Genomic DNA, 26,839 nt, shown 5'->3' with positions numbered 1-26,839 from the left:
ACCCATCCGCTACCGCGGACGGTACTGACGATCTATTAAGCTCCGCAGCACTTCTTATATTTCTTGCCCGATCCGCATGGGCAAGGATCGTTGCGCCCAACTTTGTCTCCGACCCTGCGCTGCTGGACACCACCATCGCCTGCGCCCGCCATGCGCGCTGCCTGCAACTCGCGTTCCTTCTTGCGCATGAACTCGCGCTCCATGTCGTCCATGGAGGTCGCTGCCCGCCGATTCCCATTGTGGGCTGGAGGTGGAGTAACAGCCCGCGTCGGATCGAATGGAACGCCGTCCATGGTCAAGCCATCAGTCGGCGGAACAGGAGCAGCCTGCCGGCGCGGTTCGGCTTCGATCACCTGCAGCAGGTAGAGATAACGAACTGTCTCTTCCTGGAAGCGCTGCATCATGGCTTCGAACATCTCGAATGACTCGCGCTTGTACTCGACCAGCGGATCGTGCTGACCGTATCCACGCAAGCCGATGCCTTCCTTCAGGTGATCCATGCTCAGCAGGTGATCTTTCCACTGCCCATCGAGAACGCTGAGCATGATCATGCGCTCGTGATAGCGCATCGCGTCGGAGCCGATCAGCTTCTCTTTCGCGTCGTAACGCTCTTTCAGTTTGCCGAAGATTGCATCTCCCAATTCGGAACGATTGAGACTTTCGAGATCTAGGCCTTCGGTTGCCAAATCGACTCCAAAGCGGGTGAATATCTGCTGCTTCAGAGCATTCAGATCCCACTGTTCGGCGTGCTGGTCGCGTGGCGCGTACTGATCAAGTAAATCGCCGACGGTTCCCGAAACGTAATCTTCAAGAATGAGATCCTTCTGATCGAGTCCTTCGAGCAGTTGGCGACGAAGGCCATACACAGCCTCGCGCTGCTTATTCATTACGTCGTCGTATTCGAGCAGGTGTTTGCGGGACTCGAAGTTCTGGGCTTCAACCGTCTTCTGCGCAGCTTCGATTCGGCGAGAGATCAGCTTCGATTCAATCGGAATGCCTTCTTCCATTCCGAGCCGCTGGAGCAGGTTCGAGACCCACTCCTTGGCGAAGATGCGCATGAGGTCGTCTTCGAGCGACAGATAGAACCGCGATGAACCTGGATCGCCTTGACGTCCGGCGCGTCCGCGAAGCTGGTTGTCGATTCGGCGGGATTCATGGCGCTCGGTACCAAGAATATGGAGTCCGCCGACCTCGATGACTTTGTCGTGCTCGGCCTGTATCTGCTGTTGATGCCGATTCAGTGCCTCTTCCCATTGCTGCACATCGACTTCGTACTCGGCGCCCTGGTAATAGAAGCGCGTGAGACTGGCTGAAGCAGCGATCGGCGATAGCTCGCCTTCGGCAGCGCCGACCGAGCGCGCCGCACCCTTTTTCAGCAATTCCTGCTTCGCGAGGAACTCGGCATTGCCGCCGAGCAGGATGTCCGTACCACGACCCGCCATGTTAGTGGCGATCGTCACGGCGCCAAACCGTCCGGCTTGTGCGACGATCTCGGCTTCACGTTCGTGGTATTTCGCGTTCAGAACGACGTGACGAACGGCTTTTTTCTTGAGTAGATCCGACAGTCGCTCTGATTTTTCGATCGAGGTAGTTCCGACGAGCACCGGTCGACCTTCGTCGGCGATCTTCTGGATTTCGTCTGCAACCGCGAAGAATTTTTCTTTTTCCGTGCGATAGACAATGTCGGGATTCTCGATTCGCAGCAGCGGCTTGTTCGTCGGAATCACGATGATGTCGAGACCGTAAATCTTCTCGAACTCGGCTGCTTCGGTTTCCGCCGTACCGGTCATGCCGGCCAGCTTGCGGTACATGCGGAAATAGTTCTGAAAGGAAATTGTGGCGAGTGTCTGGTTCTCGCGCTCGATCTTTACGTTCTCTTTCGCTTCCACCGCCTGATGCAAACCATCAGACCAGCGACGACCGGGCATCATGCGACCGGTGAACTCGTCGACGATGATCACTTCGCCGTCTTTCACGACGTATTCAATATCGCGCCGATAGAGCGCGTGGGCTTTGATGGCGGTCTCAACGTGGTGTTTCCAACCCCAGTTTTCCGGATCAGCTACGTTGCCGATGCCGAGCATCTTCTCGACTTTTTCCCAGCCCTGTTCCGTGACCGTCACCGTGCGATGTTTCTCGTCAATCGTATAGTCGCCGGTGAAGATCGTCTCTTCAATGCTCTTCTCGATCTCCTCGCCTTTTTCCAAAGCGGGAATGATGCGATTGACCTTGTAGTACTTGTCCGTCGATTCCTCGCTGGCTCCAGCGATGATGAGCGGCGTACGCGCTTCGTCGATGAGGATCGAGTCCACTTCGTCGACGATCGCAAAGTGATGCCCGCGCTGCACGCAGTCCTTGAGGTCGAACTTCATGTTGTCGCGCAGGTAGTCGAAGCCGAACTCGTTGTTGGTGCCGTAGGTGATGTCAGCCCCATACGCCTCGCGCCGCTCGTTGTCGTCGAGGTCATGCACGATTACGCCGACTGACAGGCCGAGGAAGTTGTAGAGCTTACCCATCCACTCGGAGTCGCGCTTGGCGAGATAGTCATTGACGGTGACAACGTGTACGCCGCGTCCGGCAAGAGCATTGAGGTAAACGGGAAGCGTCGCGACCAGCGTCTTACCTTCGCCGGTCTTCATTTCCGAGATCTTGCCTTGATGCAGAACCGCCCCGCCGATCAATTGCACGTCGAAGTGCCGCATGTTGAGCACGCGGCGGCCGGCCTCGCGTACTACGGCGAAGGCCTCGGGAAGAACATCTTCTAAAGCTTCTTCAAGGACAGGATCTCGCTTGTCTTTCTTGGAAGAAGGCGAAGTGGTGGGAATGATGTCTTCATCAGCAGGCAGCTCATTTGGCGCGGCACGCTGGATATGTTCGCGGATGCGTTGGCGAAATTCGTCGGTCTTGGCCCGCAGCTCGGCGTCAGAGAGCTTCTGCATCTCCGGTTCGAGCGCGTTTACCTGAGCCACCATGGGCCAGAGACGCTTGAGTTCGCGCTCGTTCTTGGTCCCGATGACCTTGGAAATAATGGTTCCGATCAAAAGCTTAGTTCCTTTGGCCCGAAGGGCATAGGCGGGGACATCACATCGCGTCGCCAGGCAAGGCACACGCCAGCCTCGGGCGGGAGAGGTCCATAGAAAAGCCTAACACATTGGATGCTGCCGGTTTCCGTCGGTCGCAAGCTCGGAGAAAGGCGAACACGAAGGTCACGAAGATAAAAAGACGAGTCCACGGAGAACTTGGTTTATTACACTATCCCCATGCTTCTCTCCGGCATCTTCCCTGCCCTGACCACGCCGTTCTACCCCGACGGGCGCTTGTATCTCAAGAAGCTCGAGCACAATGTCGATCGCTACTCACGTACGCCTATCGCGGGCATGGCGATTCTCGGCTCGACGGGTGAAGTTGTGATGCTGTCGGAAGGAGAGCAACGTGACATTCTGCGGGTGGCCATTGGAGTGGCGGCACCGGAGAAGGTTTTGCTCGCGGGCGTGGGGCACGAGTCGGCGATTCGCACCGTCGAAGCTGCCGAGTTTGCGGCCAAGCTGAACTACGACGTCGCGCTGGTGCGCACTCCGCACTATTACCGTCCGCAGATGAAGCCTGAGAACCTGCTTGCTTACTACCGATTTGTTGGCGATCGCTCGCCGATTCCCGTCTTGTTGTACAGCGTTCCGCCATTCACCGCATATGATCTGGCGGCCGAAGTCATTCAGGAATTGGCGGAGCATCCGAACATCATCGGCATTAAAGAATCGAGCGGCGTGATCGAGAAGATTGCCGATGTAGTCGCGCGCACGCGGCGTATAAAGCGCACCGTCAACGCGACAGAGATTTTCACCGCTGTGACTGGACGCATGCTGCTCGGCGCCGTTGCCTCCGCAGGTGAACTGGTCAGCGCCGCTGCGCTCGCAGGCACGGGAACTACCGGCCCGTCGAGCGTGCCTGCGCGCCCCGCGTCGGCAGTGAAGGTGATGCGTAAGAAAGAAGCCGGTTTCCAGCTGCTCGCAGGATCTGCGCAGAAGCTGCTGTCATCAATTGAAGCCGGAGCCGCCGGGGCCGTGCTTGCGTTTGGCGCGGCTGCTCCGACAGCGTGCTTTGAGATCTACACAGCGTGGAAAGATGGAGACAAGGAGTTGGCGCAGCTCAAGCAGCAGCGCATTGTCGAACCAGCGACCCGCATCGCGAGTCAGATGGGAATTCCCGCCCTGAAATACGCGCTTGACCTGAACGGTTACTACGGCGGTCCGCCGCGTCTGCCTCTTCTACCACTCACCGGCGAGCAGCGCGCTGAAGTGGAGAAGCTGATGGCGGACGTTAGGAATTAGACACAGTTCCCGACGCGAGCGCCGACAGTGAGCAATATTTCCGGCAGGCCTGACAAACTTCTCAGGGTTCAAAACCCGATACCCGGGATGAAATGAGCTGAGGCTCCCGATAAAATAACTTTTGCGATCCAGAGCTGCGGAAACCCGCCGACGGGAACGCAGCGTCGAAATTACAAAAGCTTCGGAGCTGCGCCGGCTTCGAAATCTTGGGAGTTCTATTACCGGATGCGATTTCTGTCCCCCGCGATCATTCTGTTCCTCTCCCTTTCCCTGCAGGCACAAACGTTCATCTCGGTCGGTCCCGATGGCGGTGACGTGCGCAGCCTTTCAGCCGACCCCAGCAATCCAAGCCACATTCTGCTCGGAACCAGCGCTGGACAGATCTATCAGTCGGACGATGCCGGCAAAACCTGGCAGCGTTTTGTCCGAATTGGGAAAGGCAACGATTACGTAGTCGACCACATCATCTTCGATCCGCATCAGCAAGGCACGATCTATGTTGCAGCATGGACGCTGGAGCACGAAGGCGGCTCGGTGTTCAAGAGCACAGACGACGGTCATTCGTGGCAGCCACTTTCGGGAATGGAAGGCAAGTCGATCCGAGCGATGGCAATAGCGCAGTCAGATCCAAACACTCTGGTTGCCGGTGCGCTCGATGGCGTCTATCGCTCGCGGAACGGAGGCGAGACTTGGACTCGCATCTCGCCAGAATCAAGCTCCGAGATTAAGAACATCGAATCGATTGCCATCGATCCCAATGATCCAGAAACGATTTACGCTGGAACCTGGCACCTGCCTTGGAAAACCACCGATGGTGGGCGCTCCTGGCACAACATCAAGAACGGCGTGATCGATGACTCGGACGTCTTCTCCATCATCATCGATCCCAAGCAACCGCAAGTCGTCTATGCCAGCGCGTGCTCGGGAATCTACAAGAGCGAGAGCGCAGGAGAGCTATTCCACAAGATTCAAGGCATTCCCTTTTCGGCACGGCGCACCCGCGTGCTCAAGCAGGATCCCGACAATCGCGATGTAGTTTACGCCGGCACAACTGAAGGTTTGTTCAAAACCTCTGACGCCGGCAAGACGTGGCGGCGCATCACTTCGACGGACGTGATCGTCAACGATGTCCTCATAGACGTTCGTAATCCTGATCATGTGATACTGGCGACGGATCGCAGCGGAGTGCTCTCCAGCAACAACGCCGGCGCAAGCTTCGAGCCCTCGAACACCGGATTCGCCCACCGTCAGGTCGCGGCGCTCGCCATCGATCCGGAAGACAACAACACGCTGTACGCCGGCCTGATCAACGACAAGCAGTACGGCGGAGTGTTCGTGAGCCACGATCAAGGCGCGCACTGGAAACAGCTCAGTACCGGGCTCGACGGACGTGACGTATTTTCTCTGCGGAAGGCTGGAGCACATCTGCTGGCCGGAACGAGCAACGGCGTGTATGAATGGTCATCGGCAGCTTCAGCGAGCAAGAGAGCTGTCCCCACCCAGGTATCCCTCGAGCGCTGGCGTCCGCTCGATCGCATTGCCAACATCAACATCGTTACGGTTCGCAAAGCCACGAAGAAGCGGAAAGCAATCACCCGCAAGGTGGTCAGACCGGGAACGCTCAAAGCGCGCGTTACCGCAATTGAAGTTCGCGATAACCGCTGGATCGCCGCGAGTACGCAGGGACTGTTCGAGAGTTCCAATTCAGGAAAAACCTGGGAAGGCGGTTCGCTGCTTGGTCACTCCGACTTCACTCTTGTCAGCGCTACTCCTGATCTGATCGCAGCCGCGGGGAATAATTTTCTGCTGGTCTCCTCCAGAAACGGCTCTGCCGATGAGAAGTCGGCATGCAAGCTCCTCGAATGCATATGGAGTGAAGCAACGCTACCGAAAGTCATCAATTCAATCAGGGATCTCGCTGTAGGCTCCGATGACAGCCTGTGGCTCGCATGTCGCGAAGGGCTCTACCGTAGTACCGACCTGGGAAGGACCTGGAATCGGCTGGAAAAACTTCCCGTCGTGAATCTTACCTCCGTCTTCTACGATTCGACGCAGCATCGCGTCCTGGTCACCGCACTCCAATCCACAGAAGTATTCTCGAGCGACGACCAAGGACAAAGCTGGCAGCATCGCGACTCCGGTTGGCTCCTGCGAACGATCACGGACGATAACGGACGCCTGGTCGCATCGACAGCCTTCGACGGCGTTGTGGTCGAATCCTCGTCTCCCACAACCGCTGGTGCATCAGCCAGTTCCGCCGACGTGAGATGAAGTCGAAAAACACGACACGGATCACACGGATCAAACGGATTTCACAGATAGTCAAAAAGATCTGCGTTCAAGCCAGCAAGAACATTCGGTTTGAATCCATGGAATCCGTAGTATCCCTGTGATCCGTGTCGTGTTTTGCTTTTGCCTCTCTAAAGTCTTCGCCCTTCCCTGCCGAAGTAACTGGCTGGGAAGGTGTCGATGCCGGCCAACGCGGATTTTTTCAGCAACTTGCAGAGCTGCTGCCGTTTGCCATGTACGTGGTCAACCCGCGAGGCCGGATCGTTTTTGGGAATGACCGCGCTAGTCAGATCACCGGGTACCGGGCGCACGATGTAGTCGGACGGCGATATCGTGATGGGCTCTTTACTCCTTGCGCGAGTGAAGGAACTGGTCCCGAATGTGCTGAGTCGTGTCCCATCGAGAGCGCGATCCGCGACGGCAGGCCGGCTATTTGGATGAACCTTTGCCCACCTGACGAGGCCAACCAGAAGGATCACTCGGCAAACTCCGAGCCTCCAGCCTTAGCGGTGCCTGCGGGAAAATCGCAGGTCGTCGAAAGCAAGGAATAATTCCCGCGGTTCTAATTTTTGTACGAAATTCGTGACAAAGACCTTTTTGTCTGCGTCGATGCACTCGTTTGTGACATTCTGGCCGCGAAGTGTTATGTCCCATACCGTTCTTATCGTTGAGGACAACGCGGATGTCCGAGAAATCCTTGAGATCACGTTATCCGACGCCGGTTTCACCGTGGTGGCAGCAGAAACCGCTCGTCAGGCGATGCAGCAGCTGGAACAGTTTAACCAGCTCGATTTGGTATTGGCTGACTTCAACCTTCCAGACGGCAGGCATCTTGTGCCGGACATCAAAAAGATTCGGCCGGAGATGCCGGTGATTGTTCTCTCCGGAGACGCATACAGTGCACGGGCGGCTCTCCCACAAGCAGATGCGGTGTTGGGAAAGCCGGTTACCGGGACAGCACTTGTAAAGGAGGTCAGACGATTGCTTTCGGTAGCCTGAAGTTCAATCGGACGGATTGAACAGGGACTGAAGCGTCCTTCTTCCCAAAGCGTGGTTTAAGGCCTCCAATCGAGATCCGTCGAACGGACCTGGCGCCGACAATCAGATGTGGCGCATCCACCTCAACCCAAGCCGTACTATGCACTTCCGGATGGACTCACTACCATTGGACTCTGGTATTCTTGATGATCGATGAAGGTGCTGTTCCTAATCCTCCTCGCTTCACTGACCGTTTTGGCCGGAAGCATTACCGGTGTCCTCTTGCTCATCCGGCGCCACCGGATGCGGCTCTCCGACGCCAAACTCCGGCGCGAGCTGGAGGAGATTGAACGCGAACAGCGCAGCTTCGATCACAACACCTAGTTGCGAACCACAAGGCTCGAAAGCGGAGATAGCAAGTGCAAACTTTTGCAGATCGCACCAGCCAGGAAACCGGAGTTCTAACAAACAGCCGATTGGCGGACGTCTGCGCAGTTGTAGGCGGAAGTTTGCTGATGGCTGTGTGCGCTCACGTCTCCATCCCGCTGTGGTTCACTCCGGTGCCGATCACGCTGCAGACCTTCGGAGTGATGCTGCTTGCTCTCACGCTCGGCGGATGGCGCTCGGCAGCCGCTATGGTTCTGTACTTGATCGAAGGAGCTTCTGGCCTCCCGGTCTTCAGTCCCCACGGTTCCGGCGGTGCCGCGCAGCTTATCGGGCCGACCGGCGGATTTCTATTCTCGTACCCAGTCGCGGCCTTCATCGGAGGACTAATCGCACACAGTGTGGTGCAGCGATCACGGGTACTGGCCTTTGCTGCGGGAGCGTTCGCGACCGAGTTCATCATCTTTCTCTTTGGGGCGACCTGGCTCGAATTGCTTAGCCATCAGCCTGTACGCGCGATTCTGATTGCCGCGGTCCTTCCTTTCATTCCCGGCGAAGTCCTGAAGACCGCCACCGCCGTCGGACTCGCGTTGGGAAAGAAGTTGCGCTCGGCTCAAGCCTGATCTCAACTTTTCCTACGCAAACTACCTGATCGATTTTGCTTCCGCAGAAGGTACACTTAAGTACGCCATGTCCAGCTCCGTTTCGTCTATTCCGTCTGGTTCCGTTGTTCCTCAGCTTCGCGAAATCTCTGTCGCGCACAGCCCTGATTCCGATGACGCCTTCATGTTTTACGGCCTCGCAACCAACAAGGTGCGAGTGCCCGGACTGAAGTTCACGCACACGCTCTCCGATATCGAGACCCTCAATCGCAAAGCGCGCGAAGGTTTCTACGATCTGACGGCGGTCTCGTTCCATGCCTATCCGTATCTGCAGGATCAGTACGCGCTGCTGCCCAGCGGCGGCAGTGTCGGCGAAGGCTACGGGCCGATGATCGTCGCCAATAAAGAGCTGACGCCGGAGCAGATCAAGACGAAAAAGATCGCCGTTCCGGGGACGCTTACCACCGCCTACCTGGTTCTCAAGCTCTTCGCTCCGGAAGTACAGACGGAAGTGGTTCCATTCGATCAGATCATTCCGCAAATTCTCGAGGGACGGTACGAAGCCGGACTCATCATCCACGAAGGCCAACTCACTTATTCCAAATCAGGACTGCATCGGGTCGTTGATTTTGGAAAGTGGTGGCGGGAGCAGACAGCCTTGCCTCTACCGCTAGGCGGAAATGCGATCAAGCGCGATCTTGGTCTCGAACTCATGCATGAAGTCTCGGTCGCACTGCGCAACAGCATTCAGTACGCCCTCGATCACCGCGATGAAGCTCTCGAATACGCTATGCAGTTCGCGCGCGATCTCGATCGTCAGTCGGCGAGCAAGTTCGTCAGCATGTACGTAAACGAACGCACGCTAGATTATGGCCAGGAAGGCCGTCAGGCTATTGTTCGTTTGCTGGAGATGGGCTACGAGCAAGGCATCATCCCTCACAAGCCGCGCGTAGATTTCATCGACTAGCGACCGTGGAGCCGGCCGCCCTCGGCCGGGTTTTTCGTGCAAGCACCAGGCGTTCTCATAACGGATTCTCACTGGTTAAAGGCGGGATCATGTTCTCCACCTCCGCGAACGCCCGGCCGGGGGCGGCCGGCTCCGCGTCAGTTCGCAACTTCGCGTAAGCGCACAGCCGCGCTATATACACAAAATCGGCGCAAAGAAAATAAAGCAGAGAAATCGCAACAAAATCCGCGACGATCAAACGCGGATTCAATACGAGCGCGGCCACAGCAAACGAGAGCAACAACGCAACAACGAAAAACGCACCGCGAATCACACCACTCACGACTGAGACCTCTACAAGACGATCGCGGGTGCCGCGTGCGAACTCCCACACGCCTGCGGCAAGCTTCCCAGTCCCGGAAACAGCAAGAATAGGCGCAAGAGATAAATACCAATTCAGTGCCGCCCACGCGACTACGATCAAAACAAAGGCAGGCAGCAGAATCACAAGCACCACGCCGACGCTCGGTACGCCATCGCGGGAAACGGCAGTTCCAAGCAGTCCTGCAACAACTCCGGCAGCCACCCACGCCAGCACCGCAGCGAACGCAACGCCCGCACGCGCAACGCTGATCGCCGTGCACAACCGGAGGTCGGCGCCAGGAGCGAGTGCCGGACGCGCAACCGTGGCGCGCCGTCCGAGCGAGTTCAGCACAATCCAACACAGCGCGAGAAATACGCCGGCAGCGATGCCTACGCGCACGAGAGCGCGGCCAAGAGAGATCGCGGTTGCGGCGATACTTTGTGCCGTTTCCCAGGCGGAAAGCGGGCTGGAAGTGCTAAGAAAACGGCTATCGACTGGAACGTTGCCCAGCACTGCGAATACCGACAACCAGAGCACGACGATCGCGATCGCGCCAAACGTCCAGCGCCAGCCGATTTCGATCAGAAGCAGCGCAGGATCGCGCAGCACCTCACGAAATCCTTCGCGCATCAGGTTAGTCGGCATAACTATCGCGCGACGATGTTGACGAGCTTGTCCGGAACGACGATCAGCTTCACGACTGACTTGCCTTCGAGCAAAGCGTGAATTTTCTCGTCAGTCAATGCGCGAGCCTGAACGTCCGCTTCTGGCAATCCGGCAGGCACAATGATCCGAGAGCGATTCTTGCCGTTGATCTGAATCGGAATTTCGATCTCCTCTTCACGTGCCAATTCGGGATCGAATTTCGGCCATGGCTCGCGGAGCAACTGCGAACGCTCGCCCAACGTCTCCCACAACTCTGAGGCGAGATAAGGCGCAAATGGAGCAAGCATCAACACCAAATCACGCAACATGAGCCGAACTTGCTGCGCGGACACCTCACCCGAAACAATCTGCGAATCGGCTGCGCTGATGGCATTCACCAGCTCCATGATCGCGGCAATCGAGGTGTTGAAATGCCAGCGGCCCTCGAAGTCAGTAGAAACGCGTCGCAAGGTCTGGTGCAATTTGCGCTCGAGATCACGAGCGGCGGAACTGCCGGCGCGGCCTGACGGCCTTCCATCGCCGCCAGCGCTCTTTCCGCTTTGCAGAGCGGCATGGCGCGTGACCAAACGATGTACTTTGGCAAGAAACCGGCTTACGCCTTCCACTCCGTTTTCTTGCCAATCCAAATCGCGATCCGGCGGAGCCGCGAAGAGCGCGTACACACGCGTGCTGTCCGCGCCATAGCGCCCGACCATGTCGTCAGGCGAGACCACGTTGCCTTTGCTCTTCGACATCTTCGCGCCGTTCTTAATCACCATGCCTTGCGTGAACAAGCGCTCCACTGGTTCCGAGTTCTTGATCAATCCCAAATCCCGCATGACCTTGGTCCAAAACCGGGAATAAATCAGGTGAAGGATGGCGTGCTCGACGCCGCCGATGTATTGATCGATCGGAAACCAGTACGCCGCAGCCTTGCTGTCGATGGCCGCCGTCGCGAGCTTCGCATTGGTGTAGCGATAGAAGTACCAGGAGGAATCGACGAACGTGTCCATCGTGTCAGTCTCGCGCCGCGCTTTGCCGCTGCACTTCGGACACTTCGCATTTACGAACTCTGGTACGCGCGCCAGCGGCGAGCCGCCCTGCTGCGTGATCTCGACGTTATCCGGCAACAAGACCGGCAGATCCTTTTCGGGAACGGGAACGATGCCGCACTTGTCGCAGTACAACATGGGAATCGGCGTTCCCCAATACCGCTGGCGAGAAATTCCCCAATCGCGCAAGCGATACGTCACCATCCCTTTGCCGAAGCCTTTTTTTTCGGCATAGCGCGTCATTTTTTGGATCGCTTCCTGATTGCCGAGGCCGCTGAACTCACCGGAGTTGATGAGCAAGCTGTCCATCGCGGTGTATGGAAGCGTTGCCTCTTCGTGCTGACCTTCCTCGTGACGGCGAGGAAGGATCACGATGCGAATCTCGATGTCGTACTTTTTCGCAAACTCGTAGTCGCGCTCATCGTGAGCGGGCACCGACATAATCGCACCCGTGCCGTACTCCATCAGGATGTAGTTCGCGGCCCAAATCGGGATCTTCTCCTGATTGAACGGATTGACCGCGTACGCACCGGTGAAGAAGCCGTGTTTCTCCGCTTCGCCGATGTTTCCAGCTTCCCGCGCACGCCGTTGCTCGTCGACAATTGCGTCGAGTTTCGTGAGCAATTCGGAATCATCCCCAATCAAACGCGCTACTGCCGGATGCTCCGGCGCGAGTTGAAGCGATGTTGCCCCGAAAATCGTGTCAATGCGCGTGGTGAAAACGGTAATTTTCTCTTCCGAATCAGCGACTCTGAACTCGACCTGCGCGCCTTCGCTGCGTCCGATCCAGTTGCGCTGCATGGTGCGCACTTTTTCTGGCCAGCCTTCGAGCTTGTCGATATCCCGAAGCAATTCTTCCGCGTAGTCAGTGATGCGGAAAAACCACTGCTCTAAATCGCGTTGCTCAACCGGTGTTTCCTCGTGCCTCCAGCAGCATCCGTTTACGACCTGCTCATTCGCGAGCACAGTCGCACACTCCGGACACCAATTGACTTTGCTCTTGCGCCGGTACGCCAACCCGCGCTCATAGAACTTCAAGAAGAACCACTGATTCCAGCGGTAATAGTCGGGCAGACAAGTCGTAACCTCGGTATTCCAGTCATAGGAAAAACCGAGCCGCTTCATCTGCCGCTTCATGTTCTCGACGTTCTTGAGCGTCCACTCGCGCGGCGGAGTATTGTTCTTGAGCGCGGCATTCTCCGCCGGCAAACCGAACGCATCCCATCCCATCGGATGGAGCACGTTATAGCCCTTCATCCACATGAAGCGGGCGAGCGCGTCCCCGATGGAGTAGTTGCGGACGTGTCCCATGTGCAGCGCACCCGAGGGGTACGGAAGCATCTCGAGCACGTAGTACTTCTTGCGCGCGGAAGTCGCCGGCTCAGCGCGATACATCTCCGGCTGCGCCTGCCAACGATCAAACCATTTCTGCTCGATGCGCTGCGCGTCATAGCGCTGTTCGCGATCGCGCAGCTGCGCGGCGGGATTCAAGACCTCAGTTTTCTCGTGCTTCGACATCGGATTTGAATATTCTAAAGGAAGCCGAAAACGGCACGGACAAGAGGTCTGGGCAGTGATGAACTCGCGTCGCGCAAAGGTTCGGACGAGGATCGTTTAGTTAAGCAGAGTGAACGCGGACTGAAGGCAGACCGTGACATTCCCGATCGGATTTTCGTTCGACCTTCATGCAAACAAACCAGTCTCCAACTCTATTATCTATGCTGCTGCTTCATTTGATCCACGGCTGCTGCCGCTTGATCCAGAAGGCTGGCTTCGGCCTGGAGCACTCTGGCAACCTTAGCGATTTCAGGATCCGCATCGGCATAGCGTTTCTCTTCGATGGCCTCTCGCACTCCGGGCATTGTTTTTGGTGAGTATCCGGTGTACCAGCCGGGAGCATAGATCATGTGCTTGTACCAGGGGCGACGCGGTAGTCCTTCGTCCAGCGTAAGACGCCGCTCACTCTGCAGAAGTAATTGGTTCAGGGCTGCGAAGTCTGTCCCGGGCGACGCATCACGCAAAGCTCTTGCTGCTTTCTGATAATTGTCAGCGGCGCGAGTGAGCGCTGCGAGTGCGTTATCGATGGGCGCGAAGTTGATGAAAGGTGGAACCGCAGCACGCGGCGGCGGCAACGTCGGATGCCTCGGATCCGATGTCGCGGAGTACACGCCATCGTCGAGCTTCTGATTGGTATTATTCGCGTCGTCCTGCTGATCTTTCAGCAGCTTCTTGAGTTCGTCGTCATACTTCTTCATTGTGTCGGCGAAATCGGTGAACTGATACGGAAGCACGTCGGCGTCGGCAAAGCGCATCACCATGCTGCCGATGGTTTGCGCCAGAGCGCGCGAGTAGATGAACTCATTATCGGAAAAGTGCATGTACCAGTAGAGGTCGTCGTAGATCGAGTGATAAATGCCTGCGTTATCCTCTCCGACATAAGCGAGATTGAGTGATGCAACTCCGAGGTGATCGAGAAAAGTAGTGAAGTCGGTGCCGGAACCAAGTGGATCAATGCGCAGATCCGCACGCTGTCTTCCTTCCTTCTTTTCGTCGGCATCTCCTCTCTCAATTTCATTTGCCTGCTTTCGCTTCCACACAGAAATCTGTTTTTCCGGATCCTGAATGTCCTTTGCAACCTCATTGACAAATGCCTCGAGAGAGTGCGAGCCGCCGGCTTCGAGATAACCGCGCTCGTTCACGTCGCTGTTGATGTAGATGGCCGCGTGCTGACGCAGTTCATCAGCGTGGAACTCAGCCCATTCTGTGGAACCGAGCAGCATCGGCTCTTCACCGTCCCAGGCGCAATAGATGATGGTTCGCTTCGGTTTCCAGCCTTGCTTGAGAAGCTGTGAAAATCCACGCGCTTCTTCCAGAAGAGCAATCTGTGCCGAAATGGGATCCTGTGCGCCATTCACCCAGGCGTCATGATGATTGCCGCGCACGATCCAGATGTCCGGTTCGGTAGCGCCCGGAATTTTGGCAATTACGTCATTGACGGGCTTGATGTCCCAATTCGAAACTACCTTCAGATGTACTTTGGCCGGTCCAACTCCAACGTGGTAGGGCAATGGAAGGCCGCCGCGCCATTCACGCGGAGCCATCGGCCCCGCCAGTGCCTGCAGCAGCGGCTGCGCATCGGCATAGGAGATCGGCAGCACCGGAATCCTGGTAATTGTCTGTGCATCCTCACGGCGAAGACGCTTCGCATCCGGAGTCGCGCCAACTCCAGGCGTGAGCGGATCGCCGGGATAGCGCATGAAGTCCATCACGCTGCCGCGCTGCACGCCATCTGGCGGGCGCATTGGACCTTCAGGAAAAACCGGCTCTTCGAAATAGCCGTCATCATGCGGATCGGAATAGATGAGACACCCCACTGCCCCGTGCTCATATGCAACTTTGGGCTTCACGCCGCGCCATGACTCGCCGTATTTGGCGATGACGATCGCCCCTTTCACGGAGATCCCGAGGCGCTCCAGTTGCTCATAATCTTTGGGCACACCGTAATTCACGAATACGAGAGGCGCAGTTACATCGCCGTCGATGGAATAGGCGTTATACGTCGGCAACTGCTCGGATTTCTGCCCGCTGGTCGGATCGACAGCGAGCGTGGGCTCCTCGAGCTTGGCGCGAAAGTGAGTCGGAGCGATCAGCTCGACGATCCGCTCCTTCGGAGTGGGAAAAAGGACGTTGAAGGTTTCGATGTGAGCGTCGAGTCCCCATTCTTTGAACTTGCCGAGAAGCCATTCGGCATTCTCTTTGTCATACGGAGATCCGACATGATGAGGCCGCGCGCTCAGCCGCTCCATGTATTGGCGCTGCAGTGTCGAATCGGGAAGCGCCCGAAACTTTGTCTCCCAGCTTTGTTCCGCTTGCGAGGACTGCAGTGTGTAGCCGAAATAAATGTTCTCGTCAGTCGCACCGACCGTGAGAAAACAAAATGCAAAGAGAAGGACTGCAAGAGTGAGTTTTCGCATGCTGTCTCGCAGAGATGAAATGTAAGCGGGAGGAATTGTACTTGAGATTGATGGTGAGCCTGCTCCAAACCGGGGTTAACACGAAGGACGCAAAGGTTGACGGAGGTCACGATGCATGAAATCCCTGACCTTTGATTTCAAACCTCCGTGGCCTTCGTGTTAATCCCAAGGTTTGTACGACTGCTGCTCTAGAACTCCGCGACAGGCGCATTCTGCTTCGAGCCCACTCGTCCAGCTTCGATCTTCGCTACTGAGTAGTTCTCCGGACGAATTGGCGCTTCAGCCAGACGGCGAAGGAGCGCAATTTGCCCTACGTGCGTGAGCGCGTCGGCAATGGCGCCTTGGAAAATGCTTTCGCACGATGCGTGCAGCTTCTGTCCGGAAGCGATGTAGGAATCAAGTGCCTCAAGTGCTTTAAAGAAGCGGCCGCTGTCCTCGCTCCACGATTTCGGTCTGGTGTCCTGCCACACCTCTTTACCGCGAGCGGTGGAAAGCGCCCAGTCCATCAGGTCGCAAAGATGCGCCAGAATCTCTCCCGCCGACCTTGAACCCTTGCCGGCGCAAACTTCGCTGAATCCCTTCGGAACATCGCGCAGAGGCTTGGCCGCGCGATACGCAAGCGTCGCCAAGGTATGCCGGAAGGGCAGAACGAGCGATTCTTCGTGTTTCATTTTGGGCGTAGTTGTGCTCATGGCCAATCCTCCAGATTGAGGATTGTAGCGTGACTGCATCAGTAGGCACGCTGATACGGTATGCTCGTCCGTTGTCAGGGAAGCCGGTTTTGGAAAAAGTTACTCTCGAAATGCCGCAGTCTGCGAACGGCGGAGCCATTGCGCGAATCGTGCTCAGCCACGCAAAGCAGAACATCCTCGATTTTCAGATGATGGATGAATTGTCCGCATCACTGGATCAACTCGCGGCTCGCCGCGATCTTTCCACGATTTTGATCGAGGCCGCCGGAGAACACTTCTCTGCTGGCGTTGACATCCCTTCGCATACTCCAGAAAAAGTCGCCACCATGTTGGAGAAGTTTCATGGTGTGATTCGCAGACTGCTGAAAATACCGAAGGTGACAGTAGCGGCAGTGAAGGGAGCCTGCCTTGGTGGGGGCGCCGAACTGGCCATGACCTGCGACATCGTTATTACGACCGATGCAGCGCATTGGGGCTTTCCCGAAATTCGTCTGGGCTGTTATCCGCCGGTTGCCGCAGCTGCGCTTGCGTCCGTTGTCGGTCAAAAGCGCGCCGCAGAACTGATTCTCACCGGCCGGAGCTTCGATGGACGCGAGGCTGAGCGAATCGGCTTGGCAAACCGAGCGGTGCCCGCCGACACGTTAAAGGAAACAGCTTCCGAATATGTGCATCGGCTCGCGGAGTTGAGCCCAGCCGCGCTGACGAATGCCAAGCGGGCACTCTATGCCTGGGATGCTGCCCATTTTGAAAAGGGACTTGCACGCGCCGAAGATATTTATTTGAAGGATCTCGTCCGGACGGAAGATGCGCAGGAGGGGATTCGGGCATGGATGGAGAAGCGCAGTCCAAGATGGACTGGCAAATGAGAAAATTGGATGGAGGCTTTCAGCGTGGTTGATGCCAGGGATGCAGTGAAGATCGCGAAATCGTACTTTTTCGATCTGTTCAATGATCAATCTCCAATCAACGTCCAACTCGAGGAAGTTGAACGAACCGACGACGGCAGGTTTTGGCGGATTACGATTGGATATGACAGGTCGAGTGAGGCAAAGGATCTCAGATCGATACTCGGCCAGATTCCGAGGTACTACAAAGTTGTAACCATTGATGCGGCAACGGGGCAAGCTGAATCAGTGAAGATGCGCACGGTATGATTACGAGCCTGGCAGAGTTGGTCAACAAACATCGTGATCAAGGTGTCCTGGTCGACTCGAATTTGCTTTTGCTGCTATTCATCGGCAGCTATGAAAAGACGTTGATATCAAAATTCAAGAGAACAGAAAAGTTTCTCATTGAAGATTTTGAGACGTTGCTGAATTTCCTCAGCCTATTTCAGCAAATCGTGACGACCCCAAACGTAGTAACGGAGGTTAGCAACCTAGCCAACCAGCTTCCTGAGCACGCTAAAACAGGCTTTTATAACTTGTTTTATTCTTTAATTGATCGTTGGAACGAGCAGTTCACTTCTACTTCCCGCTTGCTCTCTGATGCACAGCTCAGGATCCTTGGAATCGCCGATCTCTCAATAAGCGCCGTCGCAGCTAGACCGATTCTGGTGCTCACTGATGATTTCCGGCTAGCAGGAAAGCTTCAGCAGCGCGGTCTCGACGTCGTAAATTTCAATCATCTTCGGTCTTATCTTTGGGAGTGACTCATCTCCATTCGTAGCCGCCGCTCAAGCCTGTCTCCGTGCAGTCTGAAGATCGGGATCTATGACTAAAGTTGCTTCAATGCAGGAGGCCATTGCCGAGTTCGTGCCCGACGGCTCAGCGGTCGCGATGGGGCTCCAACTCGAGCAGATGATCCCTTTCGCTGCCGGACACGAAATCATCCGGCAGAGGAAGCGCGATCTTCGCCTCATCGGTCCTATTTCGGATTGTCTTTTCGACCAGATCATCGGCGCCGGTTGCGTGAAAGACGTTGTTGCCGCCTGGATCGGAAACGTCATGATGGGACAGGCCTACAACTTCCGCCGCGCAACCGAAAGCGGCGAAATTCGCGTCTTCAACATGACGAACTTCACCGTTGCTCTGGGCCTGCAGGCTGGCGCGATGGGAGTGCCTTTCCTGCCGACGCGCACAGCAATGGGTAGCGATGTGCCCAAAGGAAATCATTTCTTCTATCAGATCATTTCCCCTTTTGAACCTAAGGAGACGCTGTTCGCCGTCCGTGCCATTGTTCCGGACGTGACCATCGTCCTCGTGCAGCGCGCCGACGAAGAAGGCAACGCTCACTGCTGGGGGAATCTGGGCGTGATGCAGGAGGCGGTGCGCGCGGCAAAGAAAGTCATCGTTGTAGCCGAGGAGATCGTGTCAGGCGACGTAATCGCCAGCGATCCAAACCGCACTGTTGTTCCTGGCTTTCTGGTTTCAGCTGTCGTACATGAGCCATTCGGAGCTCATCCTTCCCCGGTGCAGGGCTACTACAACCGCGATAACGAGTTCTTCCGCAGGTATCACTCGGAAAGCAAGACTCCGGATGACTATGTGGAGTGGAAAGCGAAGTGGATAGAAGGAGTGCGGAACCAGAGTGAGTATCTCGAACAACTCGGATCGGAGCGACTTGAGGCACTCCGAGTGAAGAAGCACGCATATTCAGCCCCGGCGGATTTTGGCTATTAACATCGTCGGCGCTGAAGTGAAAAGCAAATACAAGGTCCTTCGCCCAAAAGACGGGCTCAGGATGACACGGCGTTGGTGATACGGCGTCAGTTGTCCAATACTGTCGGCGACTTATACTCCGTGTCATCCTGAGCGCCTGCAGTTGGCGCGAAGGACCTTGTGTTCCGGCCTCATTGCTCGATCGGCGATGCTCTGATGCCGTACACCAACGACACACACCTTCCGATTGGCGAAAATTCGCGATGCTCCCGGTACTCTAAGAAGACACTCGGATTGCACCTCGTTCGCCCATGCCTCACAATCAGCATTTCTCATCTATGCGACTGATCTCAGTAGTTCTGGCTCTCGGCCTCTTTGTTCCTTTCTCCTCAGCACAAAAGACCTCCGCAGTTCATGGGCCCAAACCGGTGCTCGCAAAGCCTGGGGCTCCACGAAGTGGCAAGACGCCGGCAGCTTCGCAATTCAAGGTCCTCGATAACGTCATCGAAGATGCCATCGAGGATCAGCAGTGTCCGGGCGCGGTCGTGTTGGTTGGGCATCACGGGCGAGTCGTTTACCAGAAGGCCTACGGAATGCGATCGCTCGAGCCTACCCGAGAGCGCATGACTCTGGACACGATCTTCGACGTTGCCTCGCTGACGAAAGTAGTCGCTACGACACCGTCGGTGCTTCGCATGTTGGAGCTTGGAGAGATTCGGCTGAACGATCCAGTGGCGACTTACCTTCCAGAATTTGCCCAAAATGGGAAGGAGTACGTCACAATCCGCGAGTTGATGACGCACTATTCCGGATTGCCGGAAGATCTTGATCTAAAGATTCCATGGAGCGGAGAGGAAACCGCCCAGCAGATGGCTTTCGGGTCGGCGCTTGTCACGCCTCCCGGATCGAACTTCCGCTACAGCGACATCAATTTTGAAGTGCTCGGGTTTCTGGTGGAGCGCATCTCCAAGATGCCGCTCGACAAGTACGCAGACGCATTCGTGTTTCAGCCTCTCGGGATGAAGAACACGCGGTTCCTGCCGCCACCATCGTGGCGCAGCCGCATCGCGCCGACGGAATATGACGAGAATGGTCAGATGCTGCGCGGAGTCGTCCATGATCCAACAGCACGACGCATGGGCGGAGTCGCTGGACATGCCGGCCTTTTCTCAACCGCAGCCGACCTTTCGAAATATGCGCAGGCTCTCATTGATGCGATCAACGCCAAGCCGCAACGGAAACAGTTTCTAAAATCGCTTACCGTCATCAAAGCGACGCGCCCGCAACAGCCGCCAGACGCCGTGAGCCTGCGCGGCCTGGGATGGGACATTGATTCGGCCTTCTCCTCGAATCGCGGCGAACTCTTGCCGATTGGATCGTTCGGGCACACGGGATTTACCGGCACGTCGATCTGGATCGATCCATACACGAATACCTACGTCATCCTGTTGACCAACGCCGTGCATCCTCACGTCGGACACTCGGTCGTTGCGCTACGCAGTAAAGTCGCAAATGTAGTGGCAACGACGCTCGATCTTGGCGCGGAGCTTCATGGCAAGCATCCCCTGCTGGCGATTACCGGATACAACGAAGCCATGGCGGGAAGCCGCCGCATGAGCTATCGCAACACAAACGTGCTGAATGGAATTGACGTATTAGAGGCCACAAACTTCGCCGCGCTGAAGCCCTCGCAGGGAGACGCCCCGCCGCGAAAAATCGGCGTCCTTACGAATCAGATCGGAGTGGACGCGAGCGGCCGCCGCACGATTGACATCCTCAACGCGGTTCCCGGATTGAAACTCACGGCGCTGTTTGCGCCAGAACACGGTGCTGTAGGACAGCTTGACACCACGGACATCAACAATGCGACCGATGCCGCTACCGGCGTACCTGTTTACAGCGTGTACGGCGATACCGATGCCAAGCGCCGCCCGCCGCTCGATGTTCTCAAAGAACTTGATGCTGTGGTCATCGATCTGCAGGACGCCGGCGTCCGATTCTGGACTTACGACACCGCAACTGGATACTTCCTCGAAGCTGCAGCGCAGACCGGCGCCGACGTCATCGTTCTCGATCGTCCGAATCCCATAACGGGATCGATGATCTCCGGCCCAATTGCCGATCCAGACAAACGCAACTACGTCAGCTACTACATGATTCCATCGCGCCACGGAATGACGATCGGCGAACTCGCGCAATTGTTCAACGGCGAACAGAAGCTCGGCGCCAAGCTCACGGTGGTTCCGATGCAAGGATGGCAGCGCGGAGATTGGTTCGACTCCATCGGCCAGCAGTGGGTGAATCCATCGCCGAACCTGCGCAACCTAACCGAGAACACACTCTATCCGGGCGTTGCGCTCGTCGAAGGAACAAATGTTTCCGTGGGCCGCGGAACTGATACTCCGTTCGAGGTCCTTGGCGCTCCATGGATCAAACCGCAGGAGCTCTCGACTTACCTCAACGCACGGCACATCTCAGGAGTTCGCTTTATTCCGTACAGCTTCACGCCCAAATCGGCGGTGTATGCGAATCAACTATGCGGAGGCGTGAACATGGTGGTAGTCAATCGCCTGACGCTCGACTCACCGGAGCTGGGCATTGAGCTTGCCGCCGCGCTTCATAAGCTCTATCCCAATGATTTCCGCATGGACAAAATGATGACCATCGTCGCCAATCAGGAAACGATGGAGGATCTGAACCTGGGAGTGGATCCGCGCTTTATCTCTTCCAAGTGGAATGAAGCTTTGGAGAGCTTCCGCCCAATTCGGGAAAAGTACCTGATCTACAAATGATCCGCCCCGGCGGCATCTTCTTTAGATATCTCATCCTCAGCCCGCATCCTGGACGAAGGACCTTCTGAGACATCTCCCGCCAGAATGCGGTGAAGAGGTTCTTCCGCGTTACCCTGTTGTTCGATCACCAGCTGTGAGAGCTCTCGCTGTAGATCAGGATCATCGCCAAACGAAGGGAACCACTTCACGTCGGGCTCCCGCCGAAACCACGTGAGCTGTCTTTTCGCGTAATTGCGATGGCCCTGCTGGGCTTCCAGGATCGCCATTTGTTGCGACAGCTCTCCGCGCAGAAGCTGCACCGCTTGTTTGTAGCCGAGCGACCCAAGCGCCCGAGCGACAGGCCGGAGATCGGCAGTCGAAACGAAATCGGGAGATTGGTATGCGGTAAGCAGGCGCCTCGTTTCTTCTATCAAACCCGAATCAAACATGGCCGCGCAACGCGCGTTGATACGCGCATACAGATCATTTCGCGGAGGCTCGAGTCCGATGCGGCAGATGCGGAAGCCGGTGAGTGGATCTCGTCCTTTGTCCCACATCGCAGTGAGCCTCTCGCCGGCGAGCAAACACACTTCAATGGCACGAATGAGTTTCGGGGTGTCATTAGGATGAATTTTTGCTGCAGCGTCAGGGTCCAACCGTTCCAGAACGCGATGCAGATGTGCCACTGTCCTTTGATCTGCCTTGCGACGCAGCCGGATGCGCAGCTGCTCGGAGCGTTGAGGTCCTTCGAACAGGCCCTCGATCAGCGCCCGGAGGTACAGCCCGGTTCCACCAACTACAATCGGCAGCCGACCACGTTCATGGATGTCAGCAATCGCCTCCCGCGCCATGCGCGAGTAGTCGCCAGCCGTCAACTCCTCTGAAGGCGCCGCAACATCGATTAAATGATGCCGAATCCTTTGGCGCTCTTGCTTCAACGGCTTCGCGGTGCCAATTTCGAGTTCGCGATACACAGCCACTGAGTCGCAACTTACGATCTCCCCCTCAAGCTCTTCGGCGAGCTTCAGCGACAGCGCGGTTTTTCCACTCGCGGTCGGTCCGAGGATGACGAGCAACAATGGCTGCATAGCAATTAGCCCGAAAGAATCGTTTCAGAAAAATTGATTTGAGGGAAGGAGAAACAGAACCGCCGGGCAGCAGCGCGCGGCCGACAAGCGCGACCAGGGTAACGGAACCGACGCCGGTAGGCGGCGGGGCAGCCGCGTGTGTTGCGGCTGCGTTTCTGCGCAATTGCTGGCAGTATCATCGGGTTCGGAGTTCGCCTTTCGGTGCCCTCCGACCCACCGGCTACCGTCGCCGGTTCTCTTTTGCATTTTTCCGCAGCCTGTTGAAGTCGGGGCCCCGCCATGCAATGCCTCCGACCCGTAGCGGCTTCGTCAAACTCTCGCCCAGTGACCGGCTTCAACTTCTTTCAACGGCACATCGGCATATTGCCGTGCTTCCACCATCGCCAACGCACGGTCTCGCCGGCTGCGCAACGTGGGGATCGCGTTGAGCAGTCCGCGAGTGTACTCATGCGCAGGGGCAGTGAAGACCTGGCGCGCGCTGCCGCTTTCCACCATCTGCCCGCGATACATCACCGCTACACGATCGGAAACCTGCGAGACGACGCCGAGATCGTGCGAGATGAAGAGCATCGATAGCGAAAACCTCTCGCGCAAATGCGCCAGCAACTCGAGGATCTGCGCCTGCACGGTTACGTCGAGAGCAGTCGTAGGTTCGTCGGCAATCAGCAGTTGCGGACGATTCACGATGGCCATGGCGATCATGACGCGCTGTCTCTGCCCGCCCGAAAGCTGGTGAGGATAGTCGCGTGCGCGACTTGCAGGATCGGGAATGGCAACGTCGGTAAGCGCTGCCACAGCTCGGTCAAAGGCTTCTTTTCGACTGACGCGCTCATGAGCGAGCACGGCCTCGGCAACCTGATCTCCGACGCGCATCAGGGGATTCAGGGCGGTCATCGGCTCCTGGAAGATCATCGCCATCGCTTTTCCGCGCAACTCGCGCATCTTCTCTTCCGGAGCGGTCAGCAATTCTTCTGCGGCAAACCGAATGCTGCCACTCACGCGCGCTTGTGGAACCAGCAGCCTCATGATTGCCAGCGACGTGACCGACTTCCCGCTGCCGGATTCGCCGACTAACCCAAGCGCCTCGCCGGATTCGATCGCGAAGCTCAGATCACGCACGGCGCGGCTCGGGCCAAAACTGATGTCGAGGTGCTCTACGCTCAGCAGCGGCATATTGGCGGACTCGCATTCATAACACATTCATTGCGGTTTTCACCACGGAGACACGGAGAGCACGGAGGAAAATGAGAGCATTTTGTTGTTCGTGTAGACACAAAGAGCAGAAGGCGAGGTCTTTCGTGAATGCCACATTGCGTGGACTTCGTGTGTCCCCGCACCGCCCGAGTCCCGCGTTTTGTGCGGGACGCGTGGAAGTAGCCCACCATGCAGCGAAGCGGAATGGTGGGTAACGGTGATTACGATTCGGAGTCCGGCGTCTAGCCGGACGAATGAGAATGTGGGCTATTCCTCATTCCCAATTCAAAACCCGAGATTCTCAGTCGTCCGGCTGAAAGCCGGACTCAATCCGTTCTTTCTTCTCACCCGCCATTCCGCTTCGCTGCATGGCGGGCTACTTGCACGCGTCCCGCCGATTGGCGGGACTTCTCCACAACTTGAGGTGAATGAGCTCCAGTGCGACGATTTCGGCGGACTACAGTCACAAGAAACCGCCGTAAGCAGATTTCTCGACTACAGCAACTGGAAACATGCTGTAGAAGAGCCTTCTTCCTGTAACCTGTCCCCTGTTCCCTGTACCCTGCTTCTCCGGAGACTCCATGTTTCGCACACTTGTTCTGTGCTGTGCTCTTAGCACTCTGCTACTGGCTCAACCTGCACCGCAATCGAGTTCCCCCCCGCAGAAGCATCCGTTCACGTTCGAAGACATGATGGCGCTGAAGCGCATTGGCGATCCGCAGGTTTCGCCCGACGGACGCTGGGTCATCTTCTCCGCCGTGCACGTAAATCTCGCCGAGAACACGCGCAGGCCGCATTTGTGGATCGTTCCCGCTGCGGGCGGGGAATCGCGGCAGCTTACGACCGGGCAGGCGGGCGAGAATCGCGGACGTTTTTCTCCGGACGGCAAGAGCATCCTCTACACGTCGGCAGCCGTAGGAGGAGAACAGATCTGGGTCTCGGGTTTCGATTCCCAATCTGGCACTCTGGCCGGCGAGGCGCACCAGCTTACTTCACTCTCCACCGAAGCTGACGGAGCGCTCTGGTCTCCGGACGGCAAGAACATTCTGTTCGTCTCTGAGGTCTATCCCGATTGCAAAGACGACGCCTGCAACCGAAGCCGCGATGAGACATTAGCCAAGTCGCCGGTGAAAGCCAAGATTTTCACGCGGCTCTTCTACCGTCATTGGTCGAGCTACACGCGTTTCAAGCGCAGCCACCTGTTTGTGGTTCCCGCCGCGGGAGGCACGCCGGTGGACATCACTCCCGGCGATCATGACGTGCCGCCCTTCAGCCTCGGCGGCCAGGACCTCTATGCCATTTCTCCCGACGGGCAGGAGGTCGCCTTCACCAGCAACATCGACGAGGTCGAGGCAACGAGCACGAACAACGAAGTTTTTATAGTTCCCATTACGGGAGGAACTCCGAAGAAGATATCCAGCAGTCCGGGCAGTGACTCCACGCCGCTCTACTCGCCCGATGGCCGTTACATCGCCTATCGCTCACAGGCGCGGGCAGGATACGAGAGCGATCGCTTTCGCCTCTTTCTTTACGACCGCAAGAGCGGGACAACCACCGGCCTGACAAAGAATTTTGATCGCTGGGTGGAAGCTTTCGCCTGGGCTCCGGATTCTTCGGCCATCTACTTTGTCAGCGAGGATCACGGGACAGCGCCGCTGTGGCGTGTAGCAGTGAACGGAGGCGAGCCGCAGAAGGTGATCGCGGGCTTCAACGACGAGCCGGCAATCGCGCCCGACGGTCACACCATCTTCTTCAGCCGCATGTCGATTGCGGCTCCGAACGAGATCTATAAAGCTCCGATTCCCAGTTCAGGAATCGCCGAAGCTCAGCAGCTTAGCCACGTAAACGACGCAGTACTCTCGGCAGTCGACATGACTCCCCTGGAGTCATTTGAGTTCACGGGAGCGAACAAGACCAAAGTCCAAGGCTTTTTGTTGAAGCCTCCGGGCTTCAGCGGGGCGAATAAATATCCGATGAAGTTCCTCATCCATGGTGGCCCGCAGGGCGCATGGGGAGACGACTGGTCTTACCGCTGGAATCCCGAGCTGTTTGCAGCAAATGGATATGTAGTCGTCATGATCAATCCACGCGGCTCTACCGGCTACGGACAAAAGTTTATCGACGAAATAAATGGGGATTGGGGCGGCAAGCCGTATGTCGATCTCATGCGCGGTCTCGACTATGTCGAGAAGACCTACCCATTCATCGACAAAGACCGCGAGTGCGCGCTCGGCGCTTCCTATGGCGGATACATGATCAATTGGCTGCTCGGCCATACGAATCGCTTCAAGTGCCTGGTCTCGCACGACGGCATGTTCAACGACGTTTCCGCTTTTGGAACTACCGAGGAGCTGTGGTTCAACATCTGGGAATTCAAAGGCACGCCCTGGACGAATCCGACGACGTATAAGAAATGGTCGCCGAATCTTTCAGCGCCCAAATTCAAGACACCAACTTTGGTCGTGCATGGCCAGCTTGATTACCGCCTCGATGTCTCAGAAGGATTTCAGCTCTTCACCACGCTGCAGCTGCTGAAAGTTCCGTCGAAGATGCTGTATTTCCCCGACGAAGGGCATTGGGTGCTGAAACCGCAAAACAGCCGGCTTTGGTACAAGACTGTGAATGATTGGGTGGATCAGTGGGTGAAGCCGCGGTGAGTGACGCACAGCCAATCAAAGAATGACAGGCCTGAAAGGCCGAAAGAAGAGCAGCCCAGGGCGTAAGCCCTGGGACAACACCAACGGAATCGAGCCCCGAAGGGGCGGCATTTATGACATTCCCATATCGGGATACCTCGTTAATGGTTATGCGATCTCTCCTGCGCGATTGCTGTTGTGCTGATGAATTCCTGGTTCGGTAACGTGAGCGATGCCGCCCTTTCAGGGCTCATGCCGCGCGATTTTTCTTGCCCAGGGCTTACGCCGCTGGGCTG

General features: G+C 56.7%; 20 protein-coding genes. 13 read left to right on the top strand and 7 right to left on the bottom strand.

Features of this window, described 5'->3' with window-relative positions; genetic code table 11:
• Window positions 1-35: 35 nt before the first annotated feature.
• Window positions 36-3,041, bottom strand: a complete 3,006-nt coding sequence (gene secA / locus VFU50_00430) for a preprotein translocase subunit SecA (protein HEU5231293.1) — start codon at window positions 3,039-3,041, stop codon at window positions 36-38.
• 219 nt (window positions 3,042-3,260) lie between these two features.
• On the opposite strand from secA, the gene VFU50_00425 reads away from it, so the two are divergent.
• The 7 genes from VFU50_00425 (at window position 3,261) to VFU50_00395 (ending at window position 9,548) form a co-directional block, all read left to right on the top strand.
• Entirely contained in the window at window positions 3,261-4,328 is a 1,068-nt protein-coding gene (locus VFU50_00425; GenBank protein ID HEU5231292.1) for a dihydrodipicolinate synthase family protein, read from the top strand.
• Window positions 4,329-4,553: 225 nt separating this feature from the next.
• Window positions 4,554-6,599, top strand: coding sequence for a transcriptional regulator (locus VFU50_00420; protein ID HEU5231291.1), 2,046 nt, complete (start codon window positions 4,554-4,556; stop codon window positions 6,597-6,599).
• A 125-nt stretch (window positions 6,600-6,724) separates the two neighbouring features.
• A complete protein-coding gene (locus VFU50_00415) occupies window positions 6,725-7,168 on the top strand; it encodes a PAS domain-containing protein (protein HEU5231290.1) in 444 nt (147 codons plus the stop codon).
• A gap of 94 nt (window positions 7,169-7,262) precedes the next feature.
• The gene (locus VFU50_00410) at window positions 7,263-7,616 is read left to right on the top strand and encodes a response regulator (protein HEU5231289.1); all 354 of its coding nucleotides are present in this window, start codon (window positions 7,263-7,265) and stop codon (window positions 7,614-7,616) included.
• A 192-nt stretch (window positions 7,617-7,808) separates the two neighbouring features.
• Complete coding sequence (locus VFU50_00405) at window positions 7,809-7,979, top strand: hypothetical protein (GenBank protein HEU5231288.1); 171 nt, start codon at window positions 7,809-7,811, stop codon at window positions 7,977-7,979.
• Between the two features lie 35 nt (window positions 7,980-8,014).
• Window positions 8,015-8,602, top strand: a complete 588-nt coding sequence (locus VFU50_00400; GenBank protein ID HEU5231287.1) for a biotin transporter BioY — start codon at window positions 8,015-8,017, stop codon at window positions 8,600-8,602.
• A 67-nt stretch (window positions 8,603-8,669) separates the two neighbouring features.
• Window positions 8,670-9,548 carry an MqnA/MqnD/SBP family protein gene (locus tag VFU50_00395; protein ID HEU5231286.1) on the top strand — a complete coding sequence of 293 codons (879 nt, stop codon included), beginning with the start codon at window positions 8,670-8,672 and terminating at the stop codon, window positions 9,546-9,548.
• Between the two features lie 55 nt (window positions 9,549-9,603).
• On the opposite strand, the gene VFU50_00390 is transcribed toward VFU50_00395, so the two are convergent.
• From VFU50_00390 to VFU50_00375, 4 genes are all read right to left on the bottom strand, one after another.
• Window positions 9,604-10,536: a hypothetical protein gene (locus VFU50_00390; GenBank protein HEU5231285.1), complete on the bottom strand. Its 933-nt coding sequence runs from the start codon at window positions 10,534-10,536 to the stop codon at window positions 9,604-9,606.
• A 2-nt stretch (window positions 10,537-10,538) separates the two neighbouring features.
• Window positions 10,539-13,106 carry a leucine--tRNA ligase gene (gene leuS, locus VFU50_00385; GenBank protein ID HEU5231284.1) on the bottom strand — a complete coding sequence of 856 codons (2,568 nt, stop codon included), beginning with the start codon at window positions 13,104-13,106 and terminating at the stop codon, window positions 10,539-10,541.
• A 194-nt stretch (window positions 13,107-13,300) separates the two neighbouring features.
• Window positions 13,301-15,562, bottom strand: coding sequence for a transferrin receptor-like dimerization domain-containing protein (locus tag VFU50_00380; protein HEU5231283.1), 2,262 nt, complete (start codon window positions 15,560-15,562; stop codon window positions 13,301-13,303).
• Between the two features lie 188 nt (window positions 15,563-15,750).
• On the bottom strand, window positions 15,751-16,254 hold the full coding sequence (locus VFU50_00375) for a hypothetical protein (GenBank protein HEU5231282.1): 504 nt from the start codon (window positions 16,252-16,254) through the stop codon (window positions 15,751-15,753).
• Window positions 16,255-16,283: 29 nt separating this feature from the next.
• Between VFU50_00375 and VFU50_00370 the strand changes: the two genes are divergently transcribed.
• From VFU50_00370 to VFU50_00350, 5 genes are all read left to right on the top strand, one after another.
• Complete coding sequence (locus VFU50_00370; protein ID HEU5231281.1) at window positions 16,284-17,120, top strand: enoyl-CoA hydratase/isomerase family protein; 837 nt, start codon at window positions 16,284-16,286, stop codon at window positions 17,118-17,120.
• A 9-nt stretch (window positions 17,121-17,129) separates the two neighbouring features.
• Complete coding sequence (locus tag VFU50_00365) at window positions 17,130-17,408, top strand: hypothetical protein (GenBank protein HEU5231280.1); 279 nt, start codon at window positions 17,130-17,132, stop codon at window positions 17,406-17,408.
• Window positions 17,405-17,905: a hypothetical protein gene (locus tag VFU50_00360; protein ID HEU5231279.1), complete on the top strand. Its 501-nt coding sequence runs from the start codon at window positions 17,405-17,407 to the stop codon at window positions 17,903-17,905. The genes VFU50_00365 and VFU50_00360 overlap by 4 nt, the downstream gene beginning before the upstream one ends.
• Before the next feature lie 61 nt (window positions 17,906-17,966).
• Window positions 17,967-18,875 carry a CoA-transferase gene (locus VFU50_00355; GenBank protein HEU5231278.1) on the top strand — a complete coding sequence of 303 codons (909 nt, stop codon included), beginning with the start codon at window positions 17,967-17,969 and terminating at the stop codon, window positions 18,873-18,875.
• A 317-nt stretch (window positions 18,876-19,192) separates the two neighbouring features.
• Complete coding sequence (locus tag VFU50_00350; protein HEU5231277.1) at window positions 19,193-21,646, top strand: exo-beta-N-acetylmuramidase NamZ domain-containing protein; 2,454 nt, start codon at window positions 19,193-19,195, stop codon at window positions 21,644-21,646.
• Here the strand turns inward: VFU50_00350 and miaA are convergent.
• Together miaA and VFU50_00340 are read right to left on the bottom strand one after the other, a co-directional pair.
• On the bottom strand, window positions 21,637-22,713 hold the full coding sequence (gene miaA / locus VFU50_00345; protein ID HEU5231276.1) for a tRNA (adenosine(37)-N6)-dimethylallyltransferase MiaA: 1,077 nt from the start codon (window positions 22,711-22,713) through the stop codon (window positions 21,637-21,639). The genes VFU50_00350 and miaA overlap by 10 nt on opposite strands.
• Window positions 22,714-23,022: 309 nt before the next feature.
• On the bottom strand, window positions 23,023-23,886 hold the full coding sequence (locus VFU50_00340) for an ABC transporter ATP-binding protein (GenBank protein ID HEU5231275.1): 864 nt from the start codon (window positions 23,884-23,886) through the stop codon (window positions 23,023-23,025).
• A 602-nt stretch (window positions 23,887-24,488) separates the two neighbouring features.
• Here VFU50_00340 and VFU50_00335 point away from each other — a divergent pair.
• The gene (locus tag VFU50_00335; GenBank protein HEU5231274.1) at window positions 24,489-26,564 is read left to right on the top strand and encodes a S9 family peptidase; all 2,076 of its coding nucleotides are present in this window, start codon (window positions 24,489-24,491) and stop codon (window positions 26,562-26,564) included.
• Window positions 26,565-26,839 lie beyond the last annotated feature (275 nt).

It is taken from the genome of Terriglobales bacterium, assembly GCA_035764005.1.
GTDB lineage: Bacteria > Acidobacteriota > Terriglobia > Terriglobales > Acidobacteriaceae > Gp1-AA112.
This window is presented reverse-complemented; position numbering and strand designations above follow the sequence as displayed.